Annotated in this window: 14 protein-coding genes; 6 read left to right on the forward strand and 8 right to left on the reverse strand. The window is 69.4% G+C overall.

The window, feature by feature from the left end:
- Nucleotides 1-32: 32 nt before the first annotated feature.
- Together ACZ5BU_RS12430 and ACZ5BU_RS12435 are read left to right on the forward strand one after the other, a co-directional pair.
- The gene (locus tag ACZ5BU_RS12430; protein WP_465698170.1) at nt 33-1,232 is read left to right on the forward strand and encodes an MFS transporter; all 1,200 of its coding nucleotides are present in this window, start codon (nt 33-35) and stop codon (nt 1,230-1,232) included.
- A gap of 39 nt (nt 1,233-1,271) precedes the next feature.
- Complete coding sequence (locus tag ACZ5BU_RS12435; RefSeq protein WP_465698172.1) at nt 1,272-1,982, forward strand: MerR family transcriptional regulator; 711 nt, start codon at nt 1,272-1,274, stop codon at nt 1,980-1,982.
- Here the strand turns inward: ACZ5BU_RS12435 and ACZ5BU_RS12440 are convergent.
- The gene (locus ACZ5BU_RS12440) at nt 1,965-2,570 is read right to left on the reverse strand and encodes a trimeric intracellular cation channel family protein (protein WP_465698174.1); all 606 of its coding nucleotides are present in this window, start codon (nt 2,568-2,570) and stop codon (nt 1,965-1,967) included. The two genes, ACZ5BU_RS12435 and ACZ5BU_RS12440, sit on opposite strands and share 18 nt — an antisense overlap.
- A 56-nt stretch (nt 2,571-2,626) precedes the next feature.
- Here ACZ5BU_RS12440 and ACZ5BU_RS12445 point away from each other — a divergent pair, with 56 nt between their 5' ends.
- Both ACZ5BU_RS12445 and fdhD read left to right on the forward strand, forming a co-directional pair.
- A complete protein-coding gene (locus ACZ5BU_RS12445; RefSeq protein ID WP_465698176.1) occupies nt 2,627-3,622 on the forward strand; it encodes a phosphotransferase family protein in 996 nt (331 codons plus the stop codon).
- Nucleotides 3,619-4,452, forward strand: coding sequence for a formate dehydrogenase accessory sulfurtransferase FdhD (gene fdhD / locus ACZ5BU_RS12450; protein ID WP_465698178.1), 834 nt, complete (start codon nt 3,619-3,621; stop codon nt 4,450-4,452). Before ACZ5BU_RS12445 ends, fdhD begins: the two co-directional genes overlap by 4 nt.
- Here fdhD and ACZ5BU_RS12455 read toward each other — a convergent pair.
- Nucleotides 4,436-7,168, reverse strand: coding sequence for an AAA family ATPase (locus ACZ5BU_RS12455; RefSeq protein ID WP_465698180.1), 2,733 nt, complete (start codon nt 7,166-7,168; stop codon nt 4,436-4,438). The two genes, fdhD and ACZ5BU_RS12455, sit on opposite strands and share 17 nt — an antisense overlap.
- On the reverse strand, nt 7,165-8,289 hold the full coding sequence (locus ACZ5BU_RS12460; RefSeq protein ID WP_465698182.1) for a metallophosphoesterase family protein: 1,125 nt from the start codon (nt 8,287-8,289) through the stop codon (nt 7,165-7,167). Before ACZ5BU_RS12460 ends, ACZ5BU_RS12455 begins: the two co-directional genes overlap by 4 nt.
- A gap of 168 nt (nt 8,290-8,457) precedes the next feature.
- On the opposite strand from ACZ5BU_RS12460, the gene ACZ5BU_RS12465 reads away from it, so the two are divergent.
- Together ACZ5BU_RS12465 and ACZ5BU_RS12470 are read left to right on the forward strand one after the other, a co-directional pair.
- Nucleotides 8,458-9,015, forward strand: coding sequence for a GNAT family N-acetyltransferase (locus tag ACZ5BU_RS12465; RefSeq protein ID WP_465698184.1), 558 nt, complete (start codon nt 8,458-8,460; stop codon nt 9,013-9,015).
- Nucleotides 9,008-9,502, forward strand: coding sequence for a phosphatase domain-containing protein (locus tag ACZ5BU_RS12470; RefSeq protein ID WP_465698186.1), 495 nt, complete (start codon nt 9,008-9,010; stop codon nt 9,500-9,502). The genes ACZ5BU_RS12465 and ACZ5BU_RS12470 overlap by 8 nt, the downstream gene beginning before the upstream one ends.
- A gap of 1 nt (nt 9,503) precedes the next feature.
- On the opposite strand, the gene ACZ5BU_RS12475 is transcribed toward ACZ5BU_RS12470, so the two are convergent.
- The 5 genes from ACZ5BU_RS12475 to ACZ5BU_RS12495 are packed head-to-tail and all read right to left on the reverse strand — an operon-like array spanning nt 9,504 to nt 15,084.
- The gene (locus tag ACZ5BU_RS12475; RefSeq protein ID WP_465698188.1) at nt 9,504-11,141 is read right to left on the reverse strand and encodes an ABC transporter substrate-binding protein; all 1,638 of its coding nucleotides are present in this window, start codon (nt 11,139-11,141) and stop codon (nt 9,504-9,506) included.
- Between the two features lie 32 nt (nt 11,142-11,173).
- Nucleotides 11,174-12,157, reverse strand: coding sequence for an ABC transporter ATP-binding protein (locus ACZ5BU_RS12480; RefSeq protein WP_465698190.1), 984 nt, complete (start codon nt 12,155-12,157; stop codon nt 11,174-11,176).
- Nucleotides 12,154-13,164, reverse strand: coding sequence for an ABC transporter ATP-binding protein (locus tag ACZ5BU_RS12485; protein WP_465698192.1), 1,011 nt, complete (start codon nt 13,162-13,164; stop codon nt 12,154-12,156). The genes ACZ5BU_RS12480 and ACZ5BU_RS12485 overlap by 4 nt, the downstream gene beginning before the upstream one ends.
- Nucleotides 13,157-14,155 carry an ABC transporter permease gene (locus ACZ5BU_RS12490; RefSeq protein WP_465698194.1) on the reverse strand — a complete coding sequence of 333 codons (999 nt, stop codon included), beginning with the start codon at nt 14,153-14,155 and terminating at the stop codon, nt 13,157-13,159. The genes ACZ5BU_RS12485 and ACZ5BU_RS12490 overlap by 8 nt, the downstream gene beginning before the upstream one ends.
- On the reverse strand, nt 14,155-15,084 hold the full coding sequence (locus ACZ5BU_RS12495) for an ABC transporter permease (protein ID WP_465698196.1): 930 nt from the start codon (nt 15,082-15,084) through the stop codon (nt 14,155-14,157). The genes ACZ5BU_RS12490 and ACZ5BU_RS12495 overlap by 1 nt, the downstream gene beginning before the upstream one ends.
- Nucleotides 15,085-15,211 lie beyond the last annotated feature (127 nt).

A 15,211-nucleotide genomic window follows, 5' to 3' on the forward strand; every position in this document is an offset into this window, starting at 1 on the left:
ACGCCGATGACCTAAGCTGCTCCCGGTCTCTCATGCTCAAGCCTTACTTCCATCTCGTCCGCCGCCCCGGCGCCGGTGCGTTCTTCGCCGCCGGCATCCTCGGCCGGATGCCGATCTCGATGATCGGCCTCGGGATCGTCATCCTGATCGCCCAGGAGAGTGGTTCGTACGGTCTGGCCGGCGCGGTGTCCGGCGTGGCCGTGATCGCCGGTGCGCTGACCGGGCCGATCCAGGGGCGGCTCGTCGACCGGTTCGGTCAGCGCGGGCTGATCCTGATCGGTTCGGTCGCCTGTACGGTCGGCCTCGCGGGGCTGGTCGTCGCCGTCCGTGCCGATGCGGCTACCTGGGTGCTGTACGTCCTGTCGTTCGTTGCCGGCGGCACCCGTCCGCAGGTCGGCTCGTTCGTCCGGGCGCGATGGACGCATCTGCTCGGTCGCGGGCGCGCGCTGCAGACGGCCTTCGCGCTCGAAGCGGTCGGCGACGAGGTCGTCTTCATCGTCGGCCCGGTCGTGGTCACCACTCTGGCGACCCAGGTCAGCCCGTACGCCGCCCTGTCCGCGGCCGGCGTACTAGGACTGGCCGGCGGCGTCTGGCTCGCGCTGTTGCGTGCCTCCGATCCGCCTGGGCGTGGCAAGTCCGACGGTGCCGAGCAAGCGCCGCTGCCCTGGCTGTCGATCATGCTGCTGAGCCTGATCGGTCTGGGTCTTGGTGCGACGCTTGGTGGCGCTGAGGTCATCACGGTCGCGTTCACGACGTCGAAGGGGCGCGCGGGCCTGGCGGGCGTCGTACTGGCGATCTGGGCGTTCGGGAGCCTGCTGGCCGGGCTTTGGTACGGCTCTGTGCACTGGCGCGCTCCGGTTGAGCGGCGGCTGCTGCTCGGGACCATCGCTCTCGCTATCACGCTGGCGCCACTCCCCTGGGTCAACAGCATCCCGCTGTTGGCCGTCGTGTTGTTCTGCTGCGGTATGACGATCGCGCCGACGATGGTCGCGGTCACGGCCTGCGTCGAGGAATGGGTGCCGCCGGAGCGGCTGACCGAGGCGATCACGTGGACCGTCACCGGCATCCTGCTCGGCGTCGCGCCCGGGAACGCGGCCGCCGGGCACGCGGTCGACGTGTGGGGGCCGTCGAACGCGTACTGGGTCCCGTTCGGGGTCGGGATCGCCTGCGCGATCGTCGCGGCCGCCTCGATCACCTTCGCCCGGCCTAAAGAACGGTTCGCCCACAACTAGGCTTGCATCTCCTGTTAGGGGAGGTGTTTGGGTGTGGGCATGGACCATTCGATTGGTGCGCTGGCGCGGCTCGGGGGTGTCTCGGTGAAGACCGTGCGGCACTACTCCGAGCTCGGCCTGCTCGCGTCGTATCGGACCACGGCCGGCCACCGGCGGTACGACGAGAGTGCCGTCGCCCGGCTGCGCCTGATCCGGACGCTGCGTGCGCTCGACCTGGACCTGCCGACGATCAGCGCCGTGCTGCGGGACGAGCGCACCCTCGCCGAGGTGGCGGCCACACACGCCGACGCCGTCGCGATCCAGCTCCGTACGCTGCAACGCCAGCACGCGCTGCTCACGGTCCTCGCCCATCACTCCGACCTGGAGGACCTGTACCTCATGACCGACCAGACCGAGCAGGAACGCCGCGCCCTGATCGCCGACTTCCTGGACAGCACCGTCGGCGACACCACCCACGCAATCCGCCAGAACCTCACCCCCGAACTCCCTGACAACCCCACCGCCACCCAGTTGGAGGCCTGGCGGGAACTCACCACACTTCTCACCTCGGACGAGTTCCGTACGTCGGTACGCCGCATGGCAGCCGGCTACCGGGCCCTGGCCGGCGACAACCCGCTCCGAACCGACCCCGAGTACCGGGCGCGCCTGCAAGAGCTCCGCGAAACCGAGGCCGGCCCAGCCTGGTATCGCTACCAAGAACTACTTGCCACGATCAACGAGTGGGCGCCGCCGTTACGGATTACGGGGTAGCGGGGCGTTCCAGCCGCGGCGGATCGCGATCAGGCGGATCGTGAAGCAGGTCAGCGCGGCGGCGATCGGGACCCATAGGGCGTGGTACTCGAGCCACGCGGCGACGACCACGATGCCGGCGCCGATCAGTGCCGGGATGGCGTAGATCTCGGAGCGCAGTACGACGGGGACGCGGCCGCTGAGCACGTCCCGGAGCACTCCCCCGCCGATGCCGGACAGCACGCCGAGCATCGCGGCCGAGATCGGGGACAGGCCGAAGTCGATCGCCTTCAGGGTGCCGGTCACACAGAACAGGGCGAGGCCGGCGGCGTCGAAGATGTTCACCAGGCGCTCGACGCGGCCGATGCCGGGGTGGAGGAAGAAGGTGAGGAGCCCCGCCACGATCGGGACGACCAGGTACCGCCAGTCGCGGAGCGCGGCCGGAGGTGTCTGGCCGATCAGTACGTCGCGGATGAACCCGCCGCCGAGCCCGGTCACGAGCGCGAGCACCTCGATACCGAACACGTCCAGCTTCTTCCGTACCCCGACCAGCGCGCCGGTGATCCCGAACACGAAGATCCCGACCAGGTCGAGCACATGCAACACCATGAGCCGAACGCTAAACCACAGGCGCTCATGGCCCGGCCCTTCTATCGTTCGTGGACATGAGCCGCGCTCCGGACGTCGACTACACCAACACGTCGCGCCGCCCCGACTGGACCTCGCTCCCGCCGGCTCTGCACGAATCCCTGACCGTTGCCCTCGGCACCCACATCACCCACGTCTCGAACCCGGTCACCTCCGGCTTCACCGGCGGCTTCGCAGCCCGCGCGGAGCTGGCGGACGGCCGCCGAGTCTTCATCAAGGCAGCCAAGGAAGGCCAACACGCCTACGACGCCTACCGCCGCGAGGCAGAGGTCGTCCCCCAACTCCCAACCTCCGTCCAAGCACCCGCCATCATCACCACCGCCCACACCACCCCAGCCTGTGGTGGGGGGTGGTTTGCTGTGGTGGCTGAGTGGGTGGCGGGGCGGATGCCCGGGAATCCGTGGACGGTTGAGGACTTCGGGCGGGTGACTGCGGCTTGTGAGCGGACGGCTGAGGTGATGCGGCCGAGCCCGTTGGTGGGGTTGAGCAGGTTCGGGGATCTGGTGGGAAACGACGTGGGCGTCCCGGCGGAGATTCTTGCGGGTGAGCGAGAGTTGCCGCGTGGGTTGCAGCCGTGGGTGTCTCGAATCCTGCCGGAGTTGGTTGAACTGGTGGAGCTGGCACCGGAGGCGTTGGCCGGGGATACGGCGGCGCACTCGGACCTGAGGCCGGACAACCTGCTGATCGACGACGCCGGCACCTGCTGGACGATCGACTGGAACTGGCTGACGCTCGGACCTGCCTGGGTCGACTGGGTCGGCCTGCTGCCGGTAGCGCAGTACCAAGGCATCGACACCTTCACGGCGATCACCCGCAGCCCGCTGACCGCCGACGTACCCGGCGACTACCTCGACTGCTTCGTCGCCGTCATCGCCGCGTACATGATGAAGAACGCCGACGCCCCGCCGCCACCCGGTTGTACGCCGGCCCTCCGCAACCACCAGCGGCTGCATGCGTGGACGTTCCTCGACTGGCTCGCCGTACGGCGGAAGTGGCCTACCGTGGAGGTATGACGAAGGCGCCCACCAGCAGGTTCAAGGTCGAAGTGCTCGACGGTGACCACACCTCCCGGCGGGAGGACATCGTCAGCACCGAGGAACCACTGGAGCTGCGGCTCGAATGGCCCGGCCGGCCACCCGAGCCGCTGGTCGTCACGATGCGTACGCCCGGGTCCGACTTCGAGCTCGCTGCCGGCTTCTGCCTCGGCGAAGGCTTCGCCGTGCGCCCGGACGCGATCCGCACGGTCGCCTACTGCACCGACGTCACCCTCACCCGCGAGCAGCAGTTCAACACCGTCACCGTCAGCTTCGACGGTCCCCCGGACCGCGAACCACCCCAGCGGTACGGCGTGACCTCTGCCGCGTGCGGCGTCTGCGGCCAGCAGAGCCTCGACGAACTCGCGGAACGCCAGTACGACCCGGTCGACCCCGTCGAAGCCCCGGTGGATGTCGTACGCCGCCTGCCCGACCTGCTCCGCGAAGCGCAGCCGATGTTCAGCCGTACCGGCGGCCTGCACGCCGCCGGACTCTTCACCACCGACGGCCGCAAGGTCGTGGTGAAGGAGGACATCGGCCGGCACAACGCCGTCGACAAGGTCGTCGGCTGGACCGTCCTCAACCAGCAGAGCCGCAAAGGCCTGATCCTCGCGGTCAGCGGCCGCGCCGGCTACGAGATCGTCCAGAAGGCAGTCGCCGCCGGCCTCGGCATGATCGTCGCCGTCGGCGCCCCCTCCAGCCTCGCCGTCGATCTGGCCCGCCAGTTCGACATCACGCTGGCCGGCTTCGCCCGGGGAGACCGCTGCGTCGTCTACTCGGCCCCGGAGCGGATCATCCGTCCAGCGTGATGAAGGTGGCCTTCGGCACATACTCGTAGCGGTCGGGCATGCAGGTCAGGACGATGACCTGGCCGTGGTCGCCGGCCCGGCCGAGCAGGGCGCCCATGTCGCGCAGGCGGGCCTTGTCGGACCAGCCGAGGGCGTCGTCGAAGATCACCGGAACGCTGCCCTCGCCGGTGCTGACCAGATGGCTGATCGCCAGCCGGGTGATGATCGCCAGCTGTTCCTGGGCACCGGTCGACAGCGCCTCGACCGGCAGCCGTACGCCGTCCAGTTCGCGTTCCGCCACCGCCAGGTCGTCGTCCAGCCAGACCTGGAACGACGGCCCGTAGACGCTCCGCCCGAGCGCCTCGATCCGGCTCTGCAGGGGCTCGGAGTACTTCGTCTGCGCTTCGGCCCGGTGCCGGCTCAGCGTCTCGTGGACCCGCCGCGCGGCCTCGGCCCGGCGCAGCAGGCTGTCGTGTTCCGTACGTACGGCGGCCAGCTCCAGCTCGGCGACATCGCGCCGGGTCGCGAGCCCGTCGCGCCCGGACTGCTCCAGGCGGCCTTCCGTCGTACGCAACGCGTCGCGCAGCCGGTCGCGCTCGTCCTGGAGCCGCTTCGCGACCGCGAGCGCGTGGCTCAGCTCGCCCGCGACCTCGTCCGCCCCGGCCTCGGCAGCCTGCGCCTGTACTGCGGTCAGCTCCTCGAGCACTGCCTCGACCTCAGCAGTCGCCTCGGACTCCGCGGCAGCGACCGCCTCGTCGTCGAGCACCGCCCGCGCGGCCTCCAGCGACTCGACAGCGGCCGCCAGCCGTTCGCCCGCGAGCTCCGAACGGGCCCGCGCGTTCTGCGCCTCGGACCGGTCTTCGTCGGCCGCCTTGCCTGCCTGTGCCCGGGCGAACTCCGCGTCCGCGAGCAACCGCTCCGCCTCGGCCAGCCCGTCGCGCGCGACCTCCAGCGCCCGCTGCGCACCGGACAGGTCGTCCGGCTCCGGCTCGTCCACCTCGAAGAGCGTGTCGTGCGGCGACGCGAACTCCTCGAACAACGACATCTGCCCGGGCACGCCGACGTCCTTGCCGCCGGAGTCCTCGGCCTCCTCGGCCGGCCCGAGCCGCGCGGTCAGTACGGCGATCCGCTCCCCCGGGTCGCCACCCGCCGTCAGCGACTTCTCGGTCCGGCGGGCCTCGTTCAGCTCGGCGAGCGCGGTGTCCGCCTTCCGCAGCAGCTCCCGCGCCGCGGCGACGTCCTTCACGCCGGCCTTCTTCAGCAGGTCCTTCTCCCGCCGTACGGCGTCGTCGACCCGCGACCGCAGCGTCGCCGCCTCACCACCCGCGCGGACGGTCACCTCGACCTGACCCGGCACGCCGACCACGAGCTCGCCCGAGACAAGAAGCGCGGCCGTGTCGTCGAATCCGAGCTCCGCCGGTACGTCCCCTTCGAGGCCCGTCCCGGACAGCTCGACCGGCTCGGGGCCGAGCCGCCGTACCGTCACCTCGGGTACGCCGGCCGCCAGCGCCGCGCGGGCCTCGACCACCGCGGCACGGGCGTCCTCCAGCGCAGCCACGATCGCGTCGTCGACCTTGATCCGATCGAGGATCGTCCCCGCGGCGGCGATCCGCGCCCGGACATCGACCAGCTCGGTCTGCTGCCCGATCAACCGGTCCAGTTCGGCCCGGTCCATCAGATCGGACACCCGACGCTCGGCAGCCTGTACCTCGGTACGCCGCTGGTCCTTGAGCTCGACGACCTCCGCGAGCGCGGCCCCCGCCGCCTGGACGGTCTCGGCGGCGGTCTTCGCGACCAGCTCCGCGTCCGCCCGCCGCGCGGCCAGCTCGGACTCGAACTTCGTGAACCGCTCGACCTCGTCGAGCAGGCGTTCGCGCTCCAGCCGGGTGCGGGTGTGGTTCTCCAAGCGTGCGCGAGCAGTCTCGGCGCGCGACCTGATCGAGTCGCGGCGCAGCAGGATCTCGTCGGTCGCCTGTTTGCGTTCGCGCAGCGCCTCGACGCCGGTGAGGTGCTCGGCGAGGCGGTTCGACACGTCGTCGAGATCGAGGTTCAGCCGCTCGGCGCGACGGATGTCGGACTGTACCTCCTCCATCGCTTGCAACGCCTGCTTGAACGCGAGCTCCGCCGTCGCGACGGCCTTGCCGGATCGTGCGAAGTCACCGGTCGGCTTGCCGCGCGGCGTCCAGTACCGCAGGTACTCGTGCTCGACCGCGGTCACCAACGGCATCGACGCGCCGTCGACCGGCGTACCGGACTCGGCCGTCACCGCGGTGATCAACGGCTCCGCGTCCGCTGGCGTTGGCAGTACCAACGACTGGCCCTGGCTGACCATCAACGTCTGCCAGAGCACGGGATCGACGTTCTCGTGGAACAACCGCTCGGCCTCGTTGTGCGCCTCGCGCCCGGTCCAGGACTGCCGGCGACCGTCCGGTTCCACGATCGTCAGCTCGGTCGAACGGTTCTTCAGCCAGCGCTTCGAGTACGTCAGCTCGCGGCCGCCGAGGCTCAGCTCGGCCGTCACCTCCGGGCCGACGTCCTGGCCGACCGGCTGGATGTCCTTGATCCGGGTCGACTTCGAATCGTCGGGCAGGTCGAAGATCAGCCCGAAGGCCTCGACCAGGCTGGACTTCCCGACCTCGTTGTCGCCGACCACGACGGTCGTACCGAGCGCGCGGAACCGGACAGTACGGTCCTTGACGCCGCGGAAGTCCCGCAGCGCCAAGCTGTGTAATCTCATCCCGCGTCCCGCGCCAGTCGATGCATCAGGGAGAGCGCGGCCCCGGCGCCCTCGTCGCCACCGGCCAGCGCCTGCCGCAACTCCTCCATCGCGGCCCGGGCCGGACCGCTCAGCTGCAGCGACTCCAGGTCCGCCGCGTCCGGCGCGGGACGTACGGTCCAGAACTTCACCCAGCGCTCGACGCTCGCGAACACCTCGCCCTGCGCGTCGATGATCGAGTCGAGCCTGGCCAGCAGCGGCAGCGACAACGAGCCGTCGCCGGCGAGACGTACGTACGTCCGCTCCTTGTCCGGGAGCTCCGCGAACCAGTCCTCCAGGGCCGTGATCGACTCCTCGTCGAACAGCTCGACCCGGTGGTCGACCATGTGCCAGGCGCCGACCCGGACCGGTTCGACCTCGATGGCGCCGCCGCCGATCGTGACCTTGAGGACATTGCCGGGCGCGGCCTCCTCCGGCGAAGTGACCTCCTGCGTGCCGGAGAACCAGATCCGGTCGGTGACGCGGGTGGTCGAGTGGCGGTCGCCGAGGCCGACGTACTGCAGCCGGCCGTCCGCGACCGCTCCCTCGAGGGCTTGCTGGTCGATCGGCGGTACGTCGGACATGCCGCCGGAGAGGCTGGTCAGCTGGCCGTGGGCGAGGAGGATCCTGGTGACGTCCGGGTCCGGCTGCAGCTCGGCGTAGGCCGGTGCGGCCGGATCGGACAGTGGACGGCGGGAACGCCACGGCGCGCCGACGATCTCCACGCCCGGCAGGATCTGAAACGGAGTCGTTTCGGTCAGGACCGTCACGTGGTCCGGGGCGTGCGCGAGCCACTGGCTCGACGTCCACAGCGAGCCCGGTTCCAGCGCGTCGTGGTTGCCCGGGAGCAGGACGACCGGGACCGGGATCCGCTTCAGCGCTTCACAAGCGCGCAGGATGGTCTGCCGCTCGACCTGGTTGTGCTCGAACACGTCCCCGGTGACGACCACGAACGCCGCGCCGGTGCGCTCGGCGACCTCGCCGATCCGCGCGACAGCATCCAGCCGCGCCTGACCCCACCGGGCCTGGCCGTCCGGCCCCAGGAACCGGCGCATCATGCCGAGCTGCCAGTCCGAGCTGTGCAGAAACGTGAGCGAGTCCATTGCGGGAAGAACGCTAACCCGAGCCACCGACACTTCGCACACTCAACACACAGGGTCGCCCACACCGCCCACACTCCGGACACCTGCACCGTCTTTGAGAAGCCACCGACCACCTCTCGGGCGCAGAAATGACTGGTGGGTTCTCAAAGACGGGTGAGAGAGTCGGGCGTGGGTGCGTATCTGGAGACCGAGCGGTTGCGGTTGCGGCGGTTCAGCGCGAGCGATGCCGGGTTGCTGGTCGAGCTGGACTCCGACCCGGAGGTGATGCGGTTTCTGACCGGTCAGGCGACGCCGCGGGCCGAGATCGAGGACGTCGTACTGCCCGGGATCTTGAAGGTGTACGCCGAGCATCCGGAGCTCGGGACGTTCGCGGCCTTCGAGAAGTCGTCCGGGGCGTTCGTCGGGTGGTTCGGGATGCAGCCGACGGCGGATCCGGCGGCGGTCGACGTCGGGTACCGGTTGTTGCGGTCCGCTTGGGGCAACGGGTATGCGACCGAGGGAACGAAGGGGCTGATCGCGCATGCGTTCACCGAGCTCGGGATGGAGCGGGTGGAGGCGGACACGATGGCGGTCAACCATCGGTCGCGGGCGGTGATGCGGCGAGCCGGATTGCGGTTCGAGAAGGTGTTCCACGTGCAGTTCGACGATCCGTTGCCGGGGACCGAGTTCGGCGAGGTGCTGTATTCCCTCGACCGGGCGACCTGGGAAGCTGTGTCGCATGGATGACGACCGGCCGTACGCCGTACTCGATATCGACGCGACGCTGTCTGACACCAGCAAGCGGATCCACTTCGTCGAGAAGAAGCCGAAGGACTGGGACGCGTTCTTCGAGCACGCGAAGGACGACGCGGTGCTCGAGGAAGGTCTCGCGGTCGCGACCACGCTCGCCGCGGACCACGTGATCGTGTACCTGACCGGCCGCCCCGAGCGGCTCCGCCGCGACACCGAGAAGTGGCTGAAGGACAACGGCTTCCCCGACGGCAAGGTCTACATGCGCGGCAACACCGACCGCCGCCCGTCCATGCTGATGAAACTGGGACGGCTCAAACGCCTCGCCGAACAACGCCCGATCGCCGTCCTCGTCGACGACGACGTCAAGGTGATCGCCGCCGCCGAGAAGGCCGGCTACACAGTGATGAGGGCCGACTGGGGCCTCGATCCCGAGACCCAGCCGACCCTCTTCGAAGCTCAGGAGTCCGAAGGACGCACCTGAGCTACTTGCTCAACCCCACGATCAGCGTGTTCGCGTACGGCGGGTAGGACGACAGGTAGAAGTTCTGGACCTTCGACCCGTGCAAGAACGCGTTCCGCGCGTAGATCAGCGGCACAACCGGCGCGTCGGCCATGATCTGCTTGTCCAGCGCGCCCCACAGGCCGGCCGCCTTGGTCCGGTCCGGCTCAGCGGTGGCCGCGGCGATCGCGCTGTCCACCGCGGGGTTGGAGTAGCGGGAGATGTTGTACCCGCCGTTGCCGATCTCCGAGGTTCCGAACAGCGGCTGGATGTTGCCGATCGCGGACGGGAAGTCCGGCAGCCAGCTCGACACGGTCAGGTCGAAGTCCGGCTTGTTGCCGGTGATCAGGTCGGTCAGCGGCTCGGTGTCGAGCGGCTTGATGGTGACGGTGATCCCGGCCCGCTTCAGACCCTGCTGGATCGCCTGCGCCACCCCGAGACCGGTCGTGTTGTCGGCGGCCAGCACCAGGTTCAACCCACTGACGCCCGCGGCTGCGAGCATCTGCTTCGCCTTGTCGGGGTCGCCGGCCGGCGGCGCCTGGTACAGGTCGTACTTGTTGTACCCGTCGATGCCCGGCGTGATCAGCGTCGACGCGATCTCGCCGCCGTAGTCCGGTCCGCCCTCGGCGACCTGCACCGCCTGCTTGTCGACGGCGTACTCGATCGCCTTGCGCACGGCCGGGTTCGACAGTGCCGGGCGCTTGGTGTTCATCGCCAGGTACTCCAGCGCACCGGACGGCGACGTCGCCACCCGCGCCTTGACGGCCGGGTTGCCGTTGATCGTCGGGATCAGCGCCGCCGGTACCGACGTACCGGTGGTGGCGGCGAACTTGTCGTCGCCGGCGTCGGCGATCAGCCGCTGGTTGACGACGTCGGGTTGCAGGCCCATGTCGGTGACGATCGAGTCCGGCAGACCGGTCCGGGCCGGGTCGGTGGACTTGTCCCAGTTCGGGTTGCGCACCAGCACGAGCTTCGAGCCCGGCGTGTAGGACTGCACCTGGTACGGACCGCTGGCCATCGGCTTCTCGCCGTAGTGTGCCGGGTCGGTGTCGGCCTTCTTCGGGACCGGCGAGAACGCCGGCATGCTGACGATCCACGGCCAGTCGCCGTACGGCTTGTTCAGCTTGAAGACGATCGTCGTGTCGTCCGGCGTCTCGATCGACGCCAGGTCGCCGCCCTTGTACGGGCCGGTGTACTTGTCGCCGCCGACCAGCAGCGACTTGTGGTACCCGAGGCCGCCGGACAGCTCCGGCGCGAACGACCGCTCGACGCCGTACTTGATGTCAGCGGCAACGATCTTCGATCCGTCGGCGTACTTCAGCCCCGGCTTCAGCTTGTACGTCCAGGTCTTGCCGCCGTCGCTGACCTGTCCGGTGTCGGTGGCCAGGTCGGGGACCAGCTCCGTCGGCTTGTTCGGGTCGGTCTTCCAGGAGGTCAGGCCGCGCAGCACCAGGTGGATGCCGCTGATGCCCAGGTTCTGGCTCTTCGCCGGGTCGTAGCTGATCTCCTTGCTGGTGCTGAGGATGTGCCAGGTGCCACCCTGCTCCGCGGCCGCGGTGTTACCGCCTCCCGTGGTGCTCTTGTTGTTGGCGTTGCACGCAGCCGCCGCCAAGGCCAGCACGGCTGCCAGCGCAACCGCTCTCGATATGCGTTTCATTGGTTCCTCTCGGAGGTGGGGGGCTCGGGGAAGTAGCAGGCGGCCCGGTGGTCGGCAGAACCCTGGACGGGTTCGAGCACCGGTCGTTCGGTCGCGCAGACGTCCTCGGCCTTGTAACAGCGGGTCCGGAACGGGCATCCGGACGGCGGGTCGATCGGGGTCGGTACGTCGCCGGTCAGCACGATCCGCTCCCGCACCACGCCGGGCTCGGGAACGGGTACGGCGGACAGCAACGCCTTCGTGTACGGGTGTGCCGGCGACTCGTACACCTGCGCCGCCGGGCCTTCTTCGACGATCGTGCCGAGGTACATGACCGCGATCCGGTCGGCGACCTGCCGTACGACGGCCAGGTCGTGGGCGACCAGCACGTACGACAGGCCGAGCTCGTCGCGCAGGTCCGCCAGCAGGTTCAGCACCTGCGCCTGCACCGAGACGTCCAGCGCGGACACCGGCTCGTCACAGACGAGCAGATCGGGCTTCACCGACAGCGCCCGGGCGATCCCGATCCGCTGCCGCTGCCCGCCGGAGAACTCGTGCGGGTACCGGACCAGGTGCTGCTCGGACAGTCCGACCTGCTCCAGCAGTTCGACGAGCTGCGCCCGGGTCGGCCGGACCCCCTGGGCAAGGAACGGCGTACTCAGAATCGTGCCGACCGACTGCCGCGGGTTCAGCGAGGCCTGCGGGTCCTGGAAGACCATCTGGATCTGCCGGCGGATCGGACGCAGCCGACGGCCCTTGACCTTGGTGACGTCCTTGCCGCCGATCTCCACCCGGCCCTGCGTCGGGTCGAGCAGCCGGGTCGCGACCCGGGCGAGCGTGGACTTGCCGGAGCCGGATTCACCTACCAGGCCGAGGGTTTCGCCCTTGCGTACGACGAGGTTCACGCCGTCGACCGCCCGGACAGCCCGTGCTTTTTGCCAGGGCGCGCCGCGCAGCCCGAAGTACTTGCGAATGTCCTTGAGGTTCAGCAGGTCACTCATGCGATGACCTCCGGACGACGACCCAGATGGCAGGCCGCCTCGTGATCGCCTTGCCCCGGACGCGGCGTGAGCTCAGGCCGCTCCGTGATGCACCGCTCCCCCACCAGCTGCGTGTACGCGCACCGCGGCTGGAACGGGCACCCGGTCGTGATCGCCCCCGGCGACGGCGGACTGCCCGGGATCGTGGTCAACCGCGGCTTCGGTGGTACGTCGACCCGCGGCATCGCCCCGAGCAACCCGATGCTGTACGGATGCGCGGCCCGGTGGAACAGGTCCCGGACGGTACCCCGCTCGGCGGCACGTCCGGCGTACATCACGAGCACGTCGTCCGCGACCTCGGCGACCACACCCAGGTCGTGCGAGATCAGGATCAGCGCCGTACCGAACTCCTCCTGCACGTCGTCCAGCAGGCGCATGATCTGCGCCTGCACGGTGACGTCGAGTGCGGTCGTCGGCTCGTCCGCGATCAGCACTCTAGGGTCGTTCACCAGAGCCATAGCAATCACGACCCGCTGCCGCATTCCCCCGGAGAACTCGTGCGGGAAGCTGTCGGCGCGGCGGGCCGCGTCCGGGATGCCGACCTTGTCGAGCATCTCGACGGCCCGGTTGCGCGCGACCTTCTTCGGGACGTCGTGGTGCAGCCGGTACGCCTCGGCGACCTGCCAGCCGACCGAGTAGTACGGGTTCAGCGCGGACAGCGCGTCCTGGAAGACCATCGCGATCTCGTTGCCGCGGATCTTGCGGAGGTCGTCGTTCGGCAGGCCGTTCAGCTCGCGGCCGTCCAGCAGCACCTCGCCGGTGACGTCGGCGTTCGACGGCAGCAGGCCCATCACCGCGGACGAACTGACGCTCTTCCCGGAACCGGACTCGCCGACGATCGCCAGCGTCTGACCGGGCGCGACCGCGAAGTCGATGCCGTCGACGGCCGGCACCGGACCGTTCTCGGTCGCGAACGTGACGTGCAGATCATGGACCTCCAGCACCGGCCCCTTGAACGGCTCAGCCATGGCTCACCCTCGGATCGAGAACGCCGTGCACTATGTCCACCACCAGGTTCGCGAGGATGATCAGGAACGCCGAGAACAGGGTCACGCCGACCACCACGGCCACGTCGAGCTGTCCGACCGCGCTGATCAGCAGGTCGCCGAGACCCTGCATGCTGAAGACCTTCTCGGTCAGGATCGCGCCGCCCAGCAGACCACCGAGGTCCAGCCCGAACAGCGTGATCACCGGGACCAGTACGCCGCGCAGACCGTGCATGATCACCACGCGCGCCTCGCCGGCGCCTTTCGCGCGGGCCGTGGTGATGTAGTCGAGGTTCAGTTCCTCGAGCATCTGCGAGCGGGTCAGCCGGATGTACGAGGCCGCCTGCAGGATCGCGAGCACGATCCACGGGGTGACCAGGTGCCAGGCCCAGTCGACGGGACTCTCGGTGAGCGGGACGTACCCGTTGACCGGGACCATGTTCAGCCAGAACCCGAACACCAGGATCGCCAGCAGACCGAGCAGGAACGACGGCGTCGACACCCCGACCAGCGCGACGCCGACGGACAGCCGGTCGAGGATCCGGCCCCGGTTCAGCGCGGCGACCACACCGAGCGAGACGCCGAGGAGCAGCCACAGTACGGCGGCACCGAGAGCGATCGACGCGGTGATCGGCAGCCGGTCAGTGATCAGCGTGGTGACCGGGCGGGCGAGCGGGAACGAGTACCCGAAACAGGGCGCGTCGCAGTGCACGGCCGCCGTACCATCGCCGAACGTGCGGCCGGCGAAGATGCCCTTCAGGAAGTTCAGGTACTGCTGCACCGTGCTCTGGTCGAGCTGCATGAAGTGGCGCGCCTGCTCGAGGCGGTCCGGCGTACACGGCTTGCCGCACGCCAGGTGCGCCGGGTCGGCCGGGATCGCGTAGAAGACCAGGTAGACGGCGAGGCTCAGCGCGAGCATCACGAGCAGCGTGCCGAACATCCGGCGGGCGACGAACCACAGCAGGTCGGGCATCAGTTCGTCCTCCGCAGCCGTACGTCGAACGCGTCCCGGACACCGTCACCGAGCAACGTGAACCCGAGCACGGCGAGGAACAGCATCGCGCCCGGGAACAGCAGGAACCACGGGTCCGCGCCGGTGTACACCCAGGCGATCGAGTCCGAGATCGACCGGCCGAGACTCGGTGTCGGCGGTGGTACGCCGACGCCGAGGAAGGACAGCGCCGCCTCGGCACCGACGTACCCGGGGATCGCCAGCGTGGCGATCACCAGCACCGGGCCGAGCAGGTTCGGCAGCAGTTCGCGGGTGATCACCATCCAGCCGGTCGAGCCGACGCTGCGGGCCGCCTCGACGAACTCGCGGGTGACCAGCGAACGGGCCTGGTTGCGGATCAGCCGGGCCAGGCCGGCCCAGCCGAAGAAGCTCAGGACGCCGATCAGCAGCAGCGGCCGCGGCACCTTCGCCGGGACGATGATGCCCAGGGCAATCATGAAGACGAGCTGCGGGAATCCGAACAGGAAGTCCAGCAGCCGGGACACGACCGCGTCGTACCAGCCGCCGAAGTACGCCGCGCTGATGCCGAGCAGCGTGCCGATCACGCTGGTGACGACGGTGACCGTGATCGCGATCACCAGCGAGGTCCGCAGGCCGAGCACGACGATCGAGAACAGGTCCCGGCCGGTCAGCGGCTCGACCCCGAACCAGTGGTCGCCGCTGATCCCGCCGGCCGCACCGCTCGGCGCGTTCCCGCGGGCCGGGTCGAGCAGGTCGATGTGGTACGTCGTGGCGTCCTGGCCGGCCAGCCGTACCAGCAGCGGCGCGGCCGCGGCGATCACGATCAGCAGCACGACCAGGAAGAACCCGACCCGCGCACTGCGGTCACGCCGGACCCGGCGCAACGCCTGCCGGGTGGGCGATACGGCCCCGGCCACCGAGGTACTCACAAGCACTCCCGACTGGTTGGATTCCTACAGCCGACAAAACCTAGGCCGCATCCTTCCACCACACGTAGTCCATCTCGAATCCCGAGAATCTTTGGTCGACAACTCCACATTCGGATAGCTCTTCCTG

The organism is Kribbella sp. NPDC031520, assembly GCF_055580825.1.

What these genes read in the sequence shown, in the direction of transcription:
- ACZ5BU_RS12430 (WP_465698170.1), top strand. Translation starts at nt 33, where the DNA reads ATGCTCAAGCCTTACTTCCATCTCGTCCGCCGCCCCGGCGCCGGTGCG.
- ACZ5BU_RS12435 (WP_465698172.1), top strand. Translation starts at nt 1,272, where the DNA reads ATGGACCATTCGATTGGTGCGCTGGCGCGGCTCGGGGGTGTCTCGGTG.
- ACZ5BU_RS12440 (WP_465698174.1), bottom strand. Translation starts at nt 2,570, where the DNA reads ATGGTGTTGCATGTGCTCGACCTGGTCGGGATCTTCGTGTTCGGGATC.
- ACZ5BU_RS12445 (WP_465698176.1), top strand. Translation starts at nt 2,627, where the DNA reads ATGAGCCGCGCTCCGGACGTCGACTACACCAACACGTCGCGCCGCCCC.
- fdhD (WP_465698178.1), top strand. Translation starts at nt 3,619, where the DNA reads ATGACGAAGGCGCCCACCAGCAGGTTCAAGGTCGAAGTGCTCGACGGT.
- ACZ5BU_RS12455 (WP_465698180.1), bottom strand. Translation starts at nt 7,168, where the DNA reads ATGAGATTACACAGCTTGGCGCTGCGGGACTTCCGCGGCGTCAAGGAC.
- ACZ5BU_RS12460 (WP_465698182.1), bottom strand. Translation starts at nt 8,289, where the DNA reads ATGGACTCGCTCACGTTTCTGCACAGCTCGGACTGGCAGCTCGGCATG.
- ACZ5BU_RS12470 (WP_465698186.1), top strand. Translation starts at nt 9,008, where the DNA reads ATGGATGACGACCGGCCGTACGCCGTACTCGATATCGACGCGACGCTG.
- ACZ5BU_RS12480 (WP_465698190.1), bottom strand. Translation starts at nt 12,157, where the DNA reads ATGAGTGACCTGCTGAACCTCAAGGACATTCGCAAGTACTTCGGGCTG.
- ACZ5BU_RS12485 (WP_465698192.1), bottom strand. Translation starts at nt 13,164, where the DNA reads ATGGCTGAGCCGTTCAAGGGGCCGGTGCTGGAGGTCCATGATCTGCAC.
- ACZ5BU_RS12490 (WP_465698194.1), bottom strand. Translation starts at nt 14,155, where the DNA reads ATGCCCGACCTGCTGTGGTTCGTCGCCCGCCGGATGTTCGGCACGCTG.